14 protein-coding genes are annotated in these 17,849 nt (G+C 58.3%); 9 read left to right on the top strand and 5 right to left on the bottom strand.

The genetic code is table 11. From position 1 onward, the window contains the following. The 3 genes from GWG65_RS30485 to GWG65_RS30495 form a co-directional block, all read right to left on the bottom strand. Positions 1 to 639 carry a hypothetical protein gene (locus tag GWG65_RS30485; protein WP_235940578.1) on the bottom strand — a complete coding sequence of 213 codons (639 nt, stop codon included), beginning with the start codon at positions 637 to 639 and terminating at the stop codon, positions 1 to 3. A 659-nt stretch (positions 640 to 1,298) separates the two neighbouring features. Continuing rightward, positions 1,299 to 2,059 (bottom strand): IS5 family transposase gene (locus GWG65_RS30490; protein WP_275199179.1). Its coding sequence is split into 2 segments (ribosomal slippage): positions 1,299 to 1,720 and positions 1,720 to 2,059, totalling 762 coding nucleotides; the frame shifts between segments, so codons are not numbered across the junction. An 85-nt stretch (positions 2,060 to 2,144) separates the two neighbouring features. Further along, positions 2,145 to 2,540, bottom strand: a complete 396-nt coding sequence (locus GWG65_RS30495; RefSeq protein WP_275199180.1) for an enoyl-CoA hydratase-related protein — start codon at positions 2,538 to 2,540, stop codon at positions 2,145 to 2,147. Positions 2,541 to 3,492: 952 nt separating this feature from the next. Here GWG65_RS30495 and GWG65_RS30500 point away from each other — a divergent pair. The 7 genes from GWG65_RS30500 (at position 3,493) to GWG65_RS30530 (ending at position 12,567) form a co-directional block, all read left to right on the top strand. Continuing rightward, complete coding sequence (locus GWG65_RS30500; protein WP_275199181.1) at positions 3,493 to 5,082, top strand: class II glutamine amidotransferase; 1,590 nt, start codon at positions 3,493 to 3,495, stop codon at positions 5,080 to 5,082. A gap of 12 nt (positions 5,083 to 5,094) precedes the next feature. Continuing rightward, a complete protein-coding gene (locus GWG65_RS30505; RefSeq protein ID WP_148745515.1) occupies positions 5,095 to 5,781 on the top strand; it encodes an HAD family hydrolase in 687 nt (228 codons plus the stop codon). After that, positions 5,778 to 6,707: an NAD(P)-dependent oxidoreductase gene (locus tag GWG65_RS30510; RefSeq protein WP_275199182.1), complete on the top strand. Its 930-nt coding sequence runs from the start codon at positions 5,778 to 5,780 to the stop codon at positions 6,705 to 6,707. The genes GWG65_RS30505 and GWG65_RS30510 overlap by 4 nt, the downstream gene beginning before the upstream one ends. A gap of 1,105 nt (positions 6,708 to 7,812) precedes the next feature. Then, the gene (locus tag GWG65_RS30515) at positions 7,813 to 9,063 is read left to right on the top strand and encodes a Tm-1-like ATP-binding domain-containing protein (RefSeq protein WP_275199183.1); all 1,251 of its coding nucleotides are present in this window, start codon (positions 7,813 to 7,815) and stop codon (positions 9,061 to 9,063) included. Next, the gene (locus GWG65_RS30520) at positions 9,056 to 9,880 is read left to right on the top strand and encodes a phosphoenolpyruvate hydrolase family protein (protein ID WP_148745514.1); all 825 of its coding nucleotides are present in this window, start codon (positions 9,056 to 9,058) and stop codon (positions 9,878 to 9,880) included. The genes GWG65_RS30515 and GWG65_RS30520 overlap by 8 nt, the downstream gene beginning before the upstream one ends. Before the next feature lie 28 nt (positions 9,881 to 9,908). Beyond that, the gene (locus GWG65_RS30525) at positions 9,909 to 11,687 is read left to right on the top strand and encodes an FAD-dependent oxidoreductase (protein ID WP_275199184.1); all 1,779 of its coding nucleotides are present in this window, start codon (positions 9,909 to 9,911) and stop codon (positions 11,685 to 11,687) included. A 220-nt stretch (positions 11,688 to 11,907) separates the two neighbouring features. Next, entirely contained in the window at positions 11,908 to 12,567 is a 660-nt protein-coding gene (locus tag GWG65_RS30530; protein ID WP_275199185.1) for a PAS domain-containing protein, read from the top strand. Between the two features lie 398 nt (positions 12,568 to 12,965). On the opposite strand, the gene GWG65_RS30535 is transcribed toward GWG65_RS30530, so the two are convergent. Continuing rightward, positions 12,966 to 13,748 (bottom strand): enoyl-CoA hydratase-related protein, encoded by a 783-nt coding sequence (locus GWG65_RS30535; protein WP_275199186.1) that lies wholly within the window; start codon positions 13,746 to 13,748, stop codon positions 12,966 to 12,968. A gap of 73 nt (positions 13,749 to 13,821) precedes the next feature. Next, on the bottom strand, positions 13,822 to 15,150 hold the full coding sequence (locus GWG65_RS30540) for a LacI family DNA-binding transcriptional regulator (RefSeq protein ID WP_275199187.1): 1,329 nt from the start codon (positions 15,148 to 15,150) through the stop codon (positions 13,822 to 13,824). Between GWG65_RS30540 and GWG65_RS30545 the strand changes: the two genes are divergently transcribed. Next, a complete protein-coding gene (locus tag GWG65_RS30545; protein WP_275199188.1) occupies positions 15,151 to 16,353 on the top strand; it encodes a CoA transferase in 1,203 nt (400 codons plus the stop codon). A 52-nt stretch (positions 16,354 to 16,405) separates the two neighbouring features. Next, complete coding sequence (locus GWG65_RS30550; RefSeq protein WP_275199189.1) at positions 16,406 to 17,833, top strand: MFS transporter; 1,428 nt, start codon at positions 16,406 to 16,408, stop codon at positions 17,831 to 17,833. Positions 17,834 to 17,849 lie beyond the last annotated feature (16 nt).

The raw sequence follows: 17,849 nt of genomic DNA on the forward strand, positions 1-17,849 counted from the left end.
TCAATTTTTGCGCACGAGCCGCTTCGAAGCCGCCGCGTCCAAGAGCGCGAACTTTGGCATCGACGACCCCTGCTGGCCAAGGCTGACCAGCTCCATCTCGTTGCAAATCCGCAGCTCAAGAGCCTCTTCCGGCAAATAGACAATACCGTGGAGATGCGAACCAAGTCGTCTCTCTGCCGATATGATTTCAGAATCCTTGGCAGCGGCGAACAACGTCTTGAATCCCAGACTCGTAAACCATTCCATCCGCCTAAGTTCCAGCTCCTGGCCGGTATCGACCGGCGCGCCAGCCGTCGACCGCTCAATCATGGAGGCAGGTGGGAAGTTTGTTACGCCGAGGATCCCAGCATTCTTCAAGGATTCGGCAAAGTCCTCCCAGCACGCGAACGGATCGATCATCATGATCGCCGCGTAAATGTGGCCACGCGTTCCCTTGGACACGTTTTGCAAGTCTCGCAGCAGACAGTCGTTCCAGTCGATAATAGGCAAGGTGGCCATGACGAGCATGCAGCCTTTCGGAAGGCTGCGCAAAGATGGTGCGTAGATTTGGAGCGACGCGCCCCTACGGGCGGTCGGCAGAAGAGTGGCAAGTTTGCCGACAGCCGTCACTTTCACCACATTCGACCCGATTTTACTCATCCCCATCTTTCACCGATCTTATACGTGGTTTCGGCCTGGTCTAGATGTGCGCGCACGCGAACGTTTGCTGGCTGGCACATATTCCAACGGGAACTGAACACAGAGAAGTCAACTCGGACCAAAAGACTACTTCTCACGGATTGCGACAGATCCGCTGGCAGACCGGGGTCGTCTGCTTCCTCCCTCGACTTAAGCCGCCGTTGGAGAAGTCCAGCAGCGGCCTCCTTTTTTAGTCTCCGGCCAGTGCCATGGCGTGCGACGCTAGGAGCGGCGTCACCGACTTGGGCCCAATGCCCCCAGAAACGCTCTGCGGCGACGATCACCAGGAGGCTGGAGCCTGAGACCTTCGGAACGTTTATGTGGAAAGCTGCGAGGCGACGGCTGCCCTCGCGACAAGGGGCCCATCATCTTAACTTTAGCGAGACCTCAATCGGCGCTGAGTATCAGCACGAGCCGTTTCCCTCGGCTACAAACAGCATTCCGGAGTATAGCAGGCTGCAACGGACGTTGCGTAGCAGGGGCCTCGGTAGTCGCAGTTTCCTATGCTCGTCACCCATACTGGCCAGCCAACTGCTCTCCTTAGCTTCGCTGCGGCATGGCTGCCATCTAGTATCTTCGTAGTCTCTATGACGCGAAGAAAGAAGTCCTAGGGTACAGACTCAATTGAGCCAATATGCGACGAGAGCGGCGAGCTGAACAGCGGCCAAGAAATTCCGGGCGAGCTTGTCGTATCGTGTGGCGATGCGGCGGAAGTCCTTGAGCCGGCAAAAGCAGCGTTCGATGACATTTCGGCTTCTGTAGGCGCGTTTGTTGAAGCGATGAATGACGACACGGTTGGATTTATCGGGAATGACGGGCTTGGCGCCGCGACCAGCGATTTCGGCGCGAAGGTTGTCCCCGTCGTACCCTTTGTCTGCGAGAAGCGCGCTCATGGGTGGTGCGAGCGCCAGAACATCGGGCGCGGCAGCGATGTCGGCATCCTGACCTGGGGTCAGATGCAGGACGACCGGTCGGCAGAGCGGATCGCTCAGCGCATGGATTTTTGTCGTACAGCCTCCCCGCGAGCGGCCGATTGCCTGATTGTGCTCCCCCCTTTTCCGCCGGAGGCACACCGATGAGCTTTGATCGAAGTCGAGTCGAGCGACAGCACGACGGCATCTTTGCCAGGTTTGGCCAGTGCTTGAAAGATTGCGCACCATCGTTCGCGCTTGGCCCAGCGATTGAAGCGATTGTAGATCGTCGTGTAAGGACCGTATTCGCGCGGACAATCACGCCATCGCGCATCCGATTGCAGCATGTGAACAATACCGCTGATGATGCGCCGATCGTCGTCCCGATCCGGCCCCGTCAGTCCCGTCGGCAGATGAGGTTCGATACGAGCCCATTGTCTGTCATTCAGCCAAAACAAACCCGCGCGCATTCTCTCACCCCCGAATCAAGAACACGGAGGCAAGAGAATCACGTGGCGCTATTTAGGTGCAGACCCTAGCTCTCTCGTACTTTGGTCACCGCTCCTCAAACGATGCGTTCATTACCTCCTGCTGGTCGGAGCCCGTGAACGCAACCCGGATCGCTTGCCGCTCAAATTCCACGCCAGCATCCGGGGTCGTTTGGCGGGCGGCGAGAACTGAAGCCTTGGCAAGTTCTATCGAATGCGGTGGGTTATGCGCGAGCACATCTGCGATCCCGAGCGCTCGCGCTTTACCTGCTTCCGCGACTTCGGCTACCATCCCCGGCTCGATCGCAGTATGGACCGAAATAGATTGGACATCGAGGATCATCAGCATTGCCAGAGACACGCGGGTCAGGCGTTGAGTCGTGCCGTCTCGGGCAGAATTCCGTTTGATCTCAGGCTGCCCAAAGAGCGCGCCTTCTCCTGTGATGACGACATCGGTCAGCATCGCAAGTTCGTGACCTGCCTCCAAAGCATACCTGCTCTACGGCAGCAATAATGGGCTTCGGGCAATTCGTGATGTCCCGCCAATCGTTGCCACGGGCAGGATTACTGATCGCTTCAAGCCGCGCTGCTGCATTCCGTTAACGTCCGATCCAGCAAAAAAAGAACGCATCGGTGCTGCAAAGCACTATGCAGCGGACGGCCTCATCCGACACGGCATCGCGGCAGGCGGAGGCAAGCGCGGCAATAAACTCATTGCCGAGGGCGCTTCGCTTCGTCGGCCCATTCCGCCCCAAGAGGCGGACGTGCGGGAGAGGAGATGTCGACACACAACGGCGCGGTGAAGAACGTTGATCATCGGCAGATGAGATCGTCCGGGTCCGCTTCAATCCGGCTGTCCACTCGCATCCCAGTCAGAACTTGAAGATGGCGGCGAGCGCGTCCAAGACCCGGGGACCCTCTGATTCGATCATGCTCGTCTGTGAAAAGGCAACAGGCTGAAGCAGCTGCTCGACCAGGACTCGGTTGGGCGCGAAGAAGAAATAGGCTCGTCCGCGAGACACACGAAGCGTCAGCAAGTGGAGCAGAACAGCAGAACGCCTAGTGCGGCTCGAAATCGTCATGCTCGCTCATGCGAGGGGACCGCGTCGCACGCAAGCTTGAGCGCCAATGTGTGGTGGGACGATAGGACCAGAGTCAGAGCTTGGCTCTTTTCGTACTAACGCGTCGCGCTTCAGACAACGTGTCAGGAATCGGACGACGGCGAGATCAGCCAGGCAAACCAAATGGCTGAAGTTTTCCAATTCCGCCGCTTTGGCGGCGAGCCGTGTCGTCTAAGGACTGGTACGTCGCTTGCTTAGTGAGAAGCGGAACCACGTCTTCACGCCCTGGCGGTTAAACACATTCGGCTGTGATGGACCCGGGACATCGGTTCTTTGAATAAGAGGGCTAATAGCATGTCCGGTGTTGCCGCTGCGTTTCTATGCTCTTCAAACAACTCACGGGCGACGGTTTATGATCGCCTGAAGCACATGATTCCGAAACTTGCACTTCGTGGGCAGGCGGGTGTCGGCGTTGCAGCGTTCATGCACAACGAAGGTATTCGATATGCGAGAGCGCTTCAATCATCATGCGACTCCGTGCGCATTGAGCCCGATCAACAGGATCCAAATTTTAGGCCCCATGTTGCAATCGCCCACATTCGTAGCCGATGCCGCGGAACCAGCGATGGCGGCGAACTTCCGCCAATTCACCACAATGCGGGCACCAGCCGCCATTTGGCAATTTCTTTGGATGGAGCTTTGGTCAATGCCCGTGAACTCAGGGGGGAATTGCTTGCCCATGGCTATCGGTTAGGCGGCAACACAGATGCCGAGCTCTTGCTCAAATGGATTGAACGCACTTGTGAAAGAGACTATTGGCGGCACGGTCTGCCCGTCAATTATGAAAACGTCTTTCGCGACATTGATGACCGTATGGATGGCGCTATTAGCGCGCTTTTCCTGGACGGAGAAGGAACTCTGGTTGCATACCGGAATCGATGTGGTTTGCGACCTTTGGAAACTATGCAAACAGATGACGGGTTCTTGCTCTTTGCTTCAGAAAATTGTGCGTTTGCCGGTCTAGAGGGTAAGACACGGCAAATCTTGCCAGGCCACATCAAGTATGTGGACGGGAAAATGGGGTGCTGCGTTGATCGTTCCGTGAGCAACGGGCGATACAAAGCCAAACTCTGCGCCTACGAATCTCTCTACTTAGGAAATCCGAACACATCGATCGAAGGCCAATCACATTTCGAAACCCGTTACAACATCGGCGTCGCCCTTGGCGGCCTTGTTGCGAAGCGACTGCAAGGAGAACCGGGCTCGGCGCTGACAGTCGTTTCCTCGATGCCGCATACTGGAGGGCCATACGCTGATGGTCTGTTTGCCTCTCTCGCCGAATACGGCATGCTCGCTCAGCGTCGGGAAGTAGTCGCAACGCAATTTTATCAGCGAACTCTCATTGGTACACCCAACCAACGAAAGTCTCGCATTGCTCAAAAGTACCGCGTTTCGGCAACTAGCCTTGCTAAAACCACGATAATAATTGCCGACGAGGCCCTCATTCGGGGCGATACCAGTCAGGCTGTCACAAAAATGCTGCTTGCCGCTGGAGCCAAAGCCGTACATTGGGCGATCGGTTCGCCGCCTATAGTGGCTCCGAATTACTACGGCATGGGTATCGACACACTAGATGAGTTGGCATTCTGGCAGATATGGAAACGATTGCCGCCCGAACAGCGCGCGCAAAGCCTTCGTTTTCACAAGATGGAGTCGCAAGTTCGCAAAACCATCGAAAGTAATATTGCCGCATCCATCAACGCAGCCACGATAACGTATCTGCCGTTTTCACTTCTAGTATCGTTGTTGCCCGGCAGCCAAGACGGCTTCGATTTGTCACCGTTTACATTCGAGATGCCAACTCCTGCGGGGCAGGAGCGCGCGAATAGGAATTTGCGCGACCTAGTGGCCGATCTTCCCTATTCGAAATCAATCCCTGCTTGAGGTCAGATCATGATGAAACCCGTTCTCGTCTTCGATTGGAATGGAACGCTGCTCGACGATGCGTACGCACTGCTCGAAACGACCAATGCCATACTAAATCGCTTTGGTCGTGCAACGATCGATATGAAGACGTTTCGGGAACATTGCGACGTTCCGCTATCTCGTCTTTATCGCAGGCTCGGACTGTCGCAAGACGAGCTTGCGACGGTGGATCGCGATGGGAGTGCAATCTTTCACGACGCCTACGAGCTTCTTGCGGATAGAGCCGATCTGCGCGAGGGCGCGCGCAGAGTCTTGGAGTTGGCGCGCCTAGAAGGGGCTTCGTCCATCATCGTGAGCAACCATATAGTCGACCCTCTGCGCTCCCAATTGAGAAGACTTGGAATCAATGACTGCATCGACGATGTGCTCGCCTTTGAAAGCCGCGACACCCAATATAAATCGATGAGCAAAGGAGAGCGGCTTCGTCTATACATGCAGAAGAACAACTTGAAGCCGGCGTCAACCTTTATCATCGGCGATATGCCGGTCGAAACTGATATTGCACGGAATCTCGGACTGATAAGTATATCCATTACCGGAGGATTTGTTTCGGAGTCGCGCTTGCGGGCGGCGCATCCAGACTACACGATTAACAACCTTCATGAGTTGTTGCCAATCTTACGAGACCACGGTTTTTTCGGAATGCATAAATCATGATTGGCGAGGAATCATCACACAGCGTCGCTCCTAAAACGGCCAGGCAGAGAATAGGCCTTATCGGAGCTGGACGCATGGGAACCGGTATGGGCATCAGCCTGTTGCGTCACCAAATCGAGTTGCATATCAAAGCCAATAAGAATCGCCTCGGTGCGGATCGCTTGACTAGTGCAGGTGCCCGTGAACATCCCTCAATCGCTGAGTTGGCGCGACATGTAAGCGCCGTTGTGTTATCCTTGCCGTCCAGCCGCGAGGTTGAGGCGGTCTGCCTTGGGCAAGATGGCCTGTTCGTCCATATGCCCCAAGGAGGTTTGATACTTGACTGCTCGACGTCTTATCCTGCTTCGACGGCCTCACTCGCTGAGCAGGCCCAAAAACGCGGGCTAAGCTTTATAGATGCTCCCGTAACGCGGAGCCCCGAACACGCAGAGTTGGGCCGTCTCAACGCGATCGTTGGATCCAACGAAAAGGTGTTTCCTGCGGCAGAAGGAATTCTTGCCGCATTTTGTGAGACCGTGCTTCATGTCGGCGAGGTCGGACAAGGTCACAAGCTCAAGCTTGTTTACAACAGCATGACGATGGGGATAGCGGCGGTTGCCGCGGAGGTTTGCCAATTTGCGTGCGGTCTTGACGTCGATCTCGTAACGCTCCGCTCTCTGGTTAGTCGCGGCTCCACGAACAGCGGAATATTTCAAGGCTTCGTGGCCTTTTTGTTGGGCGAGAAACCCGATGTTCTGGCAATCTCAATTGCGAATTCCGCAAAGGATATTGAGTGCGCTGTGCGCCTGGCAGGCGAGAGTGCAATTTCGGTGCCGGTCTTGGCCGCCGCCGCGCACAAACTAAATGTCGAAGTTATTACGGGCAAAGGCGAGCTGACGCTGCCTCACCTGTCCTGCTCGACTGGTCGCCCAACCACGTTCCTGTAGACCTCGTTGCCTACTGGGACTTCGACGATGCGACAATCCCCAACACCAGCAGGGATATTGCCGCCAGTAGCATTGCCGAGGTCTCGGCACTGCGGCTACCATCGGCACTCGGTCCTGACAAGGCGTTGCGGGATTGAGGATCTTCCCAACTCGTCCGAAGACCCTTCCGTCCATTCGCCCAACCCGCGCGCGCGTAGGGAGGCTCAAGACAGTTTCTGAACCTGGCAAGCCTTGGTCGCGTACCTTGATTATATCCGCCCAGGCGAGACCAAGCCCATCAGAATGGCAAGACCATTCAAACAGGGACCAGCTGCCGAAGATCAGCTCGCCGTTCTGCGCGGCGTCGATATCGCGATCGGAGAGACGCAGTATCCCTCCAGAGGCGATCTCAACTGTGCTCTTCAAGCCGCAAGCGGGGTGGAAAACCTCAGCTTATGATCCACGACAAGATGATCAAGGCCGCGGCTATCGTTCGTTCGCGTATAGCGGAAATTGCGTCGATCATGATCTTGGAACAGCGTGAATGCACGCCTGTCGACTTCTGTAAGCGAGCAATGGGTTGGATGGCTCCGGTGCGCCGGTGCGGCCAACGCATTCAGCGGAGCACTGTACGTGTTCCGTTCGAACAAGAGCAGATCGGACCAAGGCGGTTTGGTGGGGAGCAGGGGGTATGCCCGTTGTCAAGACGCTCGAGGAAACGCAATTCTGCTGGCCGAAGATTGCGCCGACCGGGTGCGGCGGAAGTTTATAGTCCCGGTGATCGCGGCCACTGTCGACCACTCAGCAGTATCCTCGCGCCGCGCGAACAGATCCGTCATGATTATCGGTGCATAGAGGGGAGAAAGCATCCTAATGCGGAAAGCGCGCAAGCTCCGAAAAGGCGTTCTTCCAGTCAATGATAGATAACCTTAGCGAGCGTGGGATCTTCTGAAAGGCTGCGGAAAGACGGTACGTAGATTTCCAGGGACGCGCGTCTGGGAGCAACTCCGCAGCACTTTCACTACACCTACCCAATCTTACCCAAAAGCACCCTTTCCCAATCTTATTCCTGATTTCAGCCCGGTCTAAGACCGCCTGGTGTTTAGAATAGTCCGGGAGGAAGATCGTGTCTGACCATTGCGCGGACGACCAGAGGTCAGTCCGGGTTGGTAACTCGTCCGAGCTTGCGGGCGTAGTCGCGATCGTGGCGACGCTAGATACCAAGGGCGGCGAAGCGTCGTACCTTGCGGGCATCATCGAGGCGTGCGGCCGTAAAACCGTCCTGATCGACATCGGCACATCGAACTTGGTTCCGGACAAACAGGCCGATGGGATGGGTGGTCGCGTCGCCTCGCCTGCCGAGCTCCTGAAACAGATCGCCGCAAGCACGCGCAAACAGGTTGGTGGCCTCCTGCAATCAGGCGCGATCGGTGCGATCGTCGGGGTAGCGGGTGGAAAGGGCAGCGCAGTTTTCGGCGAGGTCGTATCGGATTTGCCTTATGGATTCCCCAAGCTGCTGGTGAGCAGCGCCAGGCCAGCGCTACTCGCCGAATTGGCCGTCCATAACGATATCATCCTCTACCCGACCCTGGTCGATCTCCTCGGCATCAACGTCTTTACCGCACGCGTGCTGGAGAATGCAGGGCGCGCTGTTGCGGCCATGCAGCATGCGCCCGCCGAACATGCGCGTAAAAGGAAGGTCGTTGCGATCACGGCCTTCGGCGTGACGACGCCTGCAGCAAATCACTGCGTGGCGCGCCTTGCAGATGCCGGCGCAGATGCGATCGTGTTTCCTGCCAACGGAGCTGGCGGCCGCAAGATGGAGCAGCTCATCGCGGCCGGCGAATTCGACGGTGTGATCGATCTAACCACAACTGAGCTGGCTGACGAAATCGTCGGCGGCACCGCGAGCGCCGGTTCGGATCGGCTCAAAGCCGCGTCGCGCCATTTGGTCCCGCAAGTGATCGCGCCTGGCGCGGTCGATATGGTCAATTTTGGTCCGCCATCCAGCGTGCCTGACCAATTTCGCGGCCGCCAGCTCTACTCCCATACACCCTACACGACGCTCATGCGCACAACGGCTTCGGAGAACGCGAGCGTCGGTCGGCTCACGGCCGAGCGGCTGTCGCATGCTGAGGGACCTGCAATAGTCCTTTGGCCCGTGAAAGGCGTTTCCGACTATGACCGCGAGGGCGGCATTTTCCGTGATGTTGATGCGGACAGAGCTTGGCTCGATGCAGTCAAGGAGAATGTCCACCCCCACATCAAGGTACGTGAACTGAACTGTCATATCAACGATCCCGAATTCGCCGAGGCTGCCGTGACGTGGATACTCAAACAGCTGAGGCAAGGAGACTCATCCCATGCGGATGTTTGAGCGAACCGAAATCCTTTCGAGGATCGCAGGCCAGATAGCGGAGCGGAAAGCAGTTCTTGCGGCCGGGAGCAGCTGCGGCCTCGTCGCAAAGTGTGCCGTCCTCGGAGGGGCCGACATGCTGGTGGTCTATAGCACCGGGCTGTCGCGCCTCATGGGGCTTCCAACAAGCCGGATCGGCGATTCCAACGCGCGTACGCTCGAGCTTGCAGCAGAAATCCGCAACGTCGTATCTTCTGTGCCTGTGATCGGGGGCGTCGAAGCGTGGGATCCTCTTCGGCTCGATCTCGATGCGCTTCTCGACAAGTTCTGGGCCGCCGGCTTCTCCGGCGTGATCAATTATCCAACCATCTCCACCATGGGTGAAAAATGGCGTGACCGCCGCGGCCGCGTCGGCCTCGGCTTCGAGCGCGAGCTCGAGATGATCGCGGCTGCCTGCAAGAAGAACATGTTCTCGCTTGCGTATGTAGCAAGCCCCGAAGACGCCAAAGCCATGGCGAGTGTAGGTGCCGACTGCATCGTCCCCCATGTCGGCGCAACCCGTGGCGGGCTTGTAGGCCACGAGCAGGTGCAGTCCATTCAAGAGGCGATCAGGCGCATTAACGACATCAACGCGGCGGCGAGAAGCGTCCGCTCCGATGTCATCCTGCTTTGCCATGGTGGCACTATCGCGGAGCCGCAGGATACGGTCGAGGTCTACCGATCGACGCAATGCGTCGGGTTCGTCGGCGCCTCCTCCATTGAAAGAATTCCAATCGAACGGGCGGTGAAGGCGGCGGCTGAGGAGTTCAAAGCTGTCCCGCTTCCGCGAAATCACTGATTTAAGCGCAATTGTCGGCGGGGCTGGAGTGAACAAGCCGGTGGTCCAATCAGGCAGAGAAAAGACAGCGGCATTCCCCCGAGCTACCAGACCGGATCAGACTTTCGAGACTGATGTTCTCGTGGTCGGTAGCGGTGCGGCCGGACTGTCCGCGGCACTCTATGCGGCAAAGGCCGGACTGAGGGTGACTGTATGCGAAAAATCTCCGCGCCTTGGCGGCACGACGGCGCTATCGAATGGCATGATCTGGGTTCCTTGCTCACCCCAGGCGCGGTCCGCGAAAATCGATGATTCGCTGGAGAAGGCGAGGACCTACCTACAGCATGAGCTTGGCACCTATTATCGCGCAGGCTTCGTTGATGCCTATCTTGAGGATGGCCCTACTGCGCTCGCCGCACTTGAGAACGGGACAGAGGTCAGGTTCACGCTGGCCTCTGCCCCTGACTATCATTCAAGCCAGGTCGGCGGGGTCGACAAGGGCCGCGCACTGAGCCCTGCACCCTATGATGGGCGGCTCCTCGGCACCGACTTCGACCTGATAGGCGACCCTATCCGGGTTGTGCTCGGCGGAATGATGATCTCATCCAGCGAGGTGAGAAGCTTCCTGAACCCATTCCAATCTTTTGCGTCGCTCAAACATGTCTTGCGTCGCATCAACCGCTACATGCGGGATCGCTTAAGTTACAGGCGTGGCACAGAGCTCAGCGGAGGCAATGCCCTGATCGCGCGGTTGCTGGTGAGCCTGCGCAAGTACGGCGTCGAGATATGGCCAGCATCGCCGCTCATAGAACTCGTCAGGGAAGAGGGGCGGGTCAGCGGGGCAATCGTCAAGCGGGGTGATTCTGCCATTCGCATGCACGCCTCGCATGGGGTCATCCTCGCAACAGGCGGCTTTGCTCGCAACAGCCAATTAAGAGCGGAGCTCAGCCGCGCCCACCAGCACAACGACACCCTGGCCCATCCCGATGTCACCGGTGATGGCATTACGCTCGCGACCGGGCTTGGAGGAGCGATTGACAACAACGTCGCCTCTGCCGGATTCTGGACGCCTGTGTCGATCCTGAAGAGCGGCAGCTCCTCGCAACTGGTTCCGTACGGCTGGCTCGACCGCGGCCGTCCCGGTGTCATCGCTGTGGGGCCAAATGCCAGACGTTTCGTCAACGAGTCCAATTCGTACCATGACATTTGCCTCGCAATGTTCAAAAGCGGATATCCGGCAGACAAGCGATTCTACTTCGTCTGCAACCAGGAATTCGTCCGCTTGAGAGGCATGGGACATTTGCTCCCCTGGCCCTGGACCTTGAGCATCGGGAAATATGCGCGACTCGGTTACATCAAAGTCGGCCGGACGCTTCCGGAACTTGCAAAGCAGTTGGGACTGGATCCTGGAGAGCTTCAAAAGACTGTCGAAGAACACAACGCGCACGCTGCTGAAGGGTGCGATCCGCTTTTCAAACGCGGTGAATCGGCTTTCAATCGCACGCTCGGTGATCCGGCCGTGGGAACGAAAAATCCAAATCTCGGACCGATCAAAAACGGCCCATTTATAGCGCTGCCGATCGTTCCAGCAACGCTCGGCACGGCGGCTGGATTGGCAACTGATACTTGCGGACAATTGTTAGACGGACAGGGGATGCCGATCGCGGGCCTCTATGCTTGCGGCAATGACATGACCTCGCCAATGCGTGGAATCTATCCCGGAGCAGGCATCACGATCGGCCCAGCCATCGTGTTCGCCTACCGCGCGGTCAACAGCATCCTGCGATCGGCTCACCACGGGCAAAGGGCCGCGGCTTCCGGAGCGTAACCGTCACGTAGGCTGTTTTCGGTTAGGCGGTACGTAGTAGATGGGGCGGCGAGAGGCGGGGGGCAGGCGACTTCGGCGTTCCATTTGGAGAAACAGGCGCGACAAACAATCTCCGTGTTGTCGCCTGTTAAGACAATATCTTTCTGAACAGAGCGGTCGAGCTGGCCGCCTTTGTTGCCATCTGGAGCTCTTTTGCATGGCTTGTGACCAGGAGCTCACATTGCTTGACTTCGAGGGCAGCATCAGCCTTGCCGATATACTTCCGTTCATCGAAGAAAAGCTTTCGGCTGGGCTTTGGCGCAGCGATGTCGCGGGCCAAATGCAATGGTCGCGCGGCTTTTATGAGCTACTCGGACTGGACCCGCGTCTAGCCACTCCTTCCTACACGGAAATCGAGAGAAGGATTCATCCCGATGACCGCAGCGGGACGCGCTCTTGCGGCGAGAGGGTGTCCAATCGATTGTTGCTAGAAGGTGAGTTTCGCATCATCCGGCCCAATGGAACGTTGCGCTGGATCTACGGCCGGACCGAGACCTTGCTCGATGCGGCCGGTAAACCGGGGTGCGTTCTTGGCCTCGCGCTCGATATCACCGAAAAGCGTAAGTTGCTGGATGCTCTCAAGATTGAGGCGGAGCGCTACTGCGCCCTCGCCCAGATCGCTGGCGGCTTATTATGGACCGGCAGTTCCGACGGTGGCGTCACGGCGCTCTCCAATGCCAAGGAAACCGAACATCAGGGGTATCTTGCCAAAGACTGGGTGGATCTCGTTCATGAAGAGGAGCGCGACACAGCTCTTAGAGAGTGGGCGGTCTCAGTTAAGACGGAGGAGCCTTACAACGTCGAATGTCGGTTGCGGCAACCAGACGGGGCTTATCGCTGACACCGGTGCAGGGCGGTGCCGCTTAGAAATGGCGGCCGTGGCGTCAGGGAGTGGCTCGGTGTTTGGATGGACGCGCACTACGATATACTCTCAAGGGCGCGAAGAGGCGTCTCAAAGCTCACTGGCAGGCAATTGCGCGCCGCCCGCGGCATGCTGAACTGGTCGGTGAAGTTGGCCCAGCGAACGGGGTGTCTTCCGCGGTCATTCGGCGGCTGGAGGAGCATAACCACACGCCTCCGATGTCCGACGAGTTGATGGAAACCCTGCGAAAGACATTTGGGGATGCCGGAATTGAATTCACATTTCCCCTGGTGGGTAAGCCAGGTGTTCGGCCGCGATAGCTTCAAAGCCTTGCCGGGCCCCTATGAGGAGCTTCAGTCGTCGCCTCCTTATCTCGCCTATCTTCCCCGATAGCTCGGCGCGCGCTTTTCGAAAAACGCATTCATTCCTTCCTGTTGGTCGGCGGTGGTGAAGGCATGGCGGATTGCTTGTCGTTCGAATTCAAGGCCCGTGTCCAGAGTGGTCTGAAAGGCGGCGAGAACGGCCGCCTTGGCGAGCTCCGCCGAACGCGGCGGCTTTTGTGCAATCACCTCCGCGATCTCGATCGCTCGCGCCTGCGCCTTTCCACTTTCGACAACTTCCGCGATGAGGCCGGCCTGCAGCGCCGCACCCGCGGAAATGGATTGGCCGGTCAGGATCATCAGCATTGCCAGCGATTTGCCCGCAACGCGAGTCAACCGCTGGGTCGCGCCGTCGCCTGGCAATATCCCGATATTGATTTCAGGCTGCGCGAACAGCGCGCCTTCGCCTGCAACGAGAATATCGGCCAACATCGCCAGCTCGTGACCACCACCGAAGCAAATCCCCTCGACGGCAGCAACAAGTGGCTTGGGGAAATTGGCGATCTCGCGCCAGGCAGAGCGTCGCGGGAAATTGTCGATCGCCTCGAAGCCTCGCTGCTGCATCTCCTTGATGTCGGCGCCGGCAGAGAAGAAGGCATCGCTCCCGCAAAGGACGACACAGCGCACATCCTGGTCCAAAGCGGCGTTGCGGCAGGCCGCCGCAAGCTCAGCGATCAGCTCGTTGCTCAGGGCGTTTCGTTTCGACGTCCTGTTCAACGTCAGAACTCGGACATGGGGCCGAGGACACGTCGAGAGAATAGAAACAGACTTCGCGGTCATGCCGAGCGTCTCCTGAAATGAACCGAGGAAATCTTCTTTTATTATGAAATCGATTTCATTGCAATTGCGGCGGCTACTGATCCCGCGCTTGGTGCCGCCTTACAGGGCGTTCGCCCGGCCTCGGCGGTGCCGTCGATGCGCGCATGACCAGCCGGTACGGCAGCAGGACGCTTTTCGGAACCGGGCTTCCCGAGATGGCATTGATCAGGTAATCGGCGGCACCTCGGCCGATTTCGGCGGCCGGAACGCTGATCGTGGTCAGCGGCGGGTCCATCTGGGCCGCGAGCTCAATATCGTCAAATCCCGTAATGGAAAGCGCCCCCGGCACGGCCAACCCCATCTTGCGGGCTTCCGCCATGGCGCCGATGGCAAGCGTATCGGTCGTGCAGATCACCGCCGTCGTGTCGGGATGGTCGTTCAATAGCTGGCGAAGCGCGCTGCGCCCTTGTGCGAGCGAGTAATCAGCCTTGATGATCTGGGTCGGCTTGAGCGGGATGCCCGCTTCAGAAAGCGCGCGCTGAATCCCATCTAACCTGGCGCGGGATCGGTCGTTGGAGGCAGGAACAACGTTGGCGATCGCTCCGAAATGGACATGGCCAAGCCTTCGGAGATAGTCGGTCATTTCGCGGGTGGCGCTCTCGTTGTCGATCCCAATGGCGGGAATGCCGCCAACTGCCTTGGAAACATAGGTCGTGATCACGGGGACAGCGGCCTGCTCGATCAGCGCCCTGAGCTCGCGTTCATGAGAGCCGCCGACCAGCACGATGCCGTCGATTCCGCGTTCGATGAGGCTCTGCAGCTCCTGCAATTCACGCCGCTGGTCATATTGGGAATTCGCGATGAATAGCGTGTAGCCGCTTTCGCTGAGGCGGTTCTGCAGCGCTTCGACGCCTTCGGCGAAGATGCCGAGCGCCAGCGTCGGAACGATGATGCCAATCGTCCGCATACGCCCTGATTTCAAGGCTCGCGCTGCACTGTCGCGGGTGTAGGACAGATCGGCAATATGCCGCATCACCCTGTCGCGAAGCTCCGGCCGCACGATTTCAGGATGATTGAGCACGCGCGACACTGTCGCAGGCGAGACATTTGCCTTGCGAGCAACATCCTCGATCTTCACGCGTGGTTGCTGGCGGCCTTTGGGGGCGGTTGTCGGCTTCTTGTCCATCTGGTCTGGTCGATCGGCGAAAAGGCATGGCGTCCAATCAGCTATAAACCATCCAAGCGTCAGCTGTCTCAAGCCTCGCGTGCGCGCAAGCCGCGTTATCCCTGCGTGGATCTCGCGGAATGTCGGCCTGACGGGCCTTTGCTTGACTCTGCCGTGAACAGGGGTTATTTCTGAAATCGATTTCATGAACGCAGCAGCAACGCCGTCGCCGTCTTCAGAGAAACCGAAAGCAACCATATGGTCGATCTTCTGAGGGGCATTCGTGTCCTGAGCTTCAATCATTTCCTAATGGGCCCGGTCGGCGTACAGTTTCTCGCCGACCTGGGTGCGGACGTGATCGCCGTGGAGCCACCCGATGGTGCCTTCCAGCGGAAGTGGGGCGGGGCGGACAAGCGGGTCGATGGCCAATCGATGCTGCTTCTCACTGGAAACCGCAACAAGCGCAGCATCGCGCTGGATCTCAAGAACCCCGAAGCCGTCGCGATTGCCAAACGGCTGATCGCAACTTCGGACGTGATCACAGAGAACTTCCGCCCGGGCGTGCTCGACAAGCTTGGCCTTGGTTATGAGGATGCAAAGAAGATCAATCCCCAGATCATCTACGCAGCAGCTTCCGGCTATGGTCCTGACGGCCCCTACGTCAATCGTCCAGGCCAGGATCTCTTGATCCAGGCGCTATCGGGACTAGCGATGATCACCGGAAACCGCGAGCACGGCCCGCGAGCGGTGGGCGTCTCCGCTGTCGATCATCACGGCGCCGCCTTGTTTGCAGCCGGTATCTTGGCTGCTTTGGTGAGAAAAGCGCGTACGGGGCAGGGGTGCCGGGTCGATGTCAGCCTGCTGTCGGCTGCGCTCGATCTGCAGATGGAATCTTTTACGTGTTACCTGAACGGCCAAAGGCCAGATGACGTGCGTCAGCCAGGCCCTGTCGCTGGTTGGTACTACGGGGCGCCTTACGGCATTTATGCGACGCGCGATGGCCACATAGCGATCTCTCTCGGATCCCTCGATGTGCTCTCAGAAGCGCTCGGCCTTCCTGCCGATCAGCGGATTCCTGACAAGGAGGCGTACCGCCGGCGGGACGAAGCCTCGGCTGCGATCGCCGCGAACGTTGGCAAGCGTACGACAGCGGAATGCATTGGCTTGTTCGAAGCGCGTGGAATTTGGCACGCGGCAGTTAACGACTATGCCGACGTCGTTGCCGATCCGCAGATCGTCCACAACAGGAATTTCCAGGTCGTCACTGGCGCGACGGGGGCCCCAATCACGCTTGTCAGTCATCCAGTGCGCTATGACGGGGAGCTGCCTGAAGTCCGTTTGCCGCCGCAAAAGCTCGGCGCCCAAACGGAGGAGATCCTCAAAGAGCTCGGCTATGACGCCCGGCAATTGAAGGGCCTTTACGAGGCAGGCGCCGTCGGTGCCGCAGCCTCGCATCATTAAACAAAAACATAAGCTTCTCGAAAGAAGCACGCTTTGGCAACAGGAGGCAACCATGGGAATAGGACGTAGGCTTGCGCGCGCACGTTTTCTCGACAGCGCTTCTGGTGAGGTTTGCTCTTCGACAGCCACGCAAGCGGAGGCACCGCTCAGCGGACACGTGAACACTTTCGTTCACAGTCCCGCGTCCATCCGGCTTGAGAATCAAGTTGCCACCAAGACAATGACCGCCGGTCTCGGCGGAGGCGTGGCCCTGGAATGGTTCGACTGGAACGTCTACGGTGTGATGGCCGCGTTCCTGTCACCGCATTTCTTCCCTTCCAGTGATCCCACCACCTCGTTGCTCGCGGCACTCGCCGTCTACGGAGCGGGGTTCTTCGCGCGGCCGCTGGGTGCCGCATTGCTCGGTCCGGTCGCTGATCGCATCAGCCACAAACGGGTGATGATGATCTCGGTCACAGCGATGGCGTTGTGCTCGCTACTGATCGCGCTTATGCCGACTTACAAGGACATCGGTCTCACGGCGCCCATCGTCTTGCTTCTCCTTCGCCTTATGCAAGGACTAGCCACCGGCGCCGAGGCTGGTGTTGCTAACGCTATCGCCATCGAGCTGGCGCCCCCGGGCAAGGAGGGGCGCTATCTCGGCCTGATCGGTGGTACGTTCATCCAGCTCGGCATCTTCGGATCCAGCATGGTCGCTTTTCTGGTGAGTGCTTCGGTGGCCCCCGAGGTGATGCGCGAATGGGCCTGGCGTCTACCATTTGCGGTCGGCGGGGTGCTTGGCCTGCTAATTATCTATCTGCGCAGCACCCTTCCGGAGACCTTGATCAATCGTGCGATGCATCGTGACGATGAGCTGTCGCGCGTCCAGCAAACCACCGGCGGTATCTGGAAGACGCTCTGGAATGTGCGACTGTCGCTACTTGCCGTCATCCTGGTGGTCGGTTCCGTGCAAATCGCGAACTACGCCTGGAACACGGGCCTACCAAACATGGCCAACACTGTGTTTAAGGAGGATAGCACCTCCGTCTACGGAATCATGACGCTGATGCTCTTGGTCTGGATGTTTGCCGCCCCTCTGGTGGGCGCCTTCGCAGACAAGGTGAGACCCTCGCGCGCATTTACGTTGCTGCGCCTGTTGCTCATCCCGTGCTTCTTCCTCACACTGATCTATTCGGAGAAGAGCATCTCCACGTTCTTCCTTGTCACGGTGTTTGGCGGCGCCATCGTGGGCTTCAACATGGCCCTCTATAACTTGATCGCTACCACCCTGATGCCGCGCACCGTGCGGACCACGGGAGTAGCTCTTGGTTATGCGCTAGGTGTGTCACTGTTTGGCGGGACCTCACCATATCTGCTGGTGTGGCTGCAACGCGAGCACATCGCCTGGATGTTTCCTGCTTACGGATCGTTGGTGGCGCTCCTGAGTGTGGTGGTCTATCAGATCGCCAAGAGGCGAGGCCACGTCTACATCGGTGGGTGAACCCTGTCTTGCCCCC

Source organism: Bradyrhizobium sp. CSA207 (assembly GCF_029051685.1).
GTDB lineage: Bacteria > Pseudomonadota > Alphaproteobacteria > Rhizobiales > Xanthobacteraceae > Bradyrhizobium.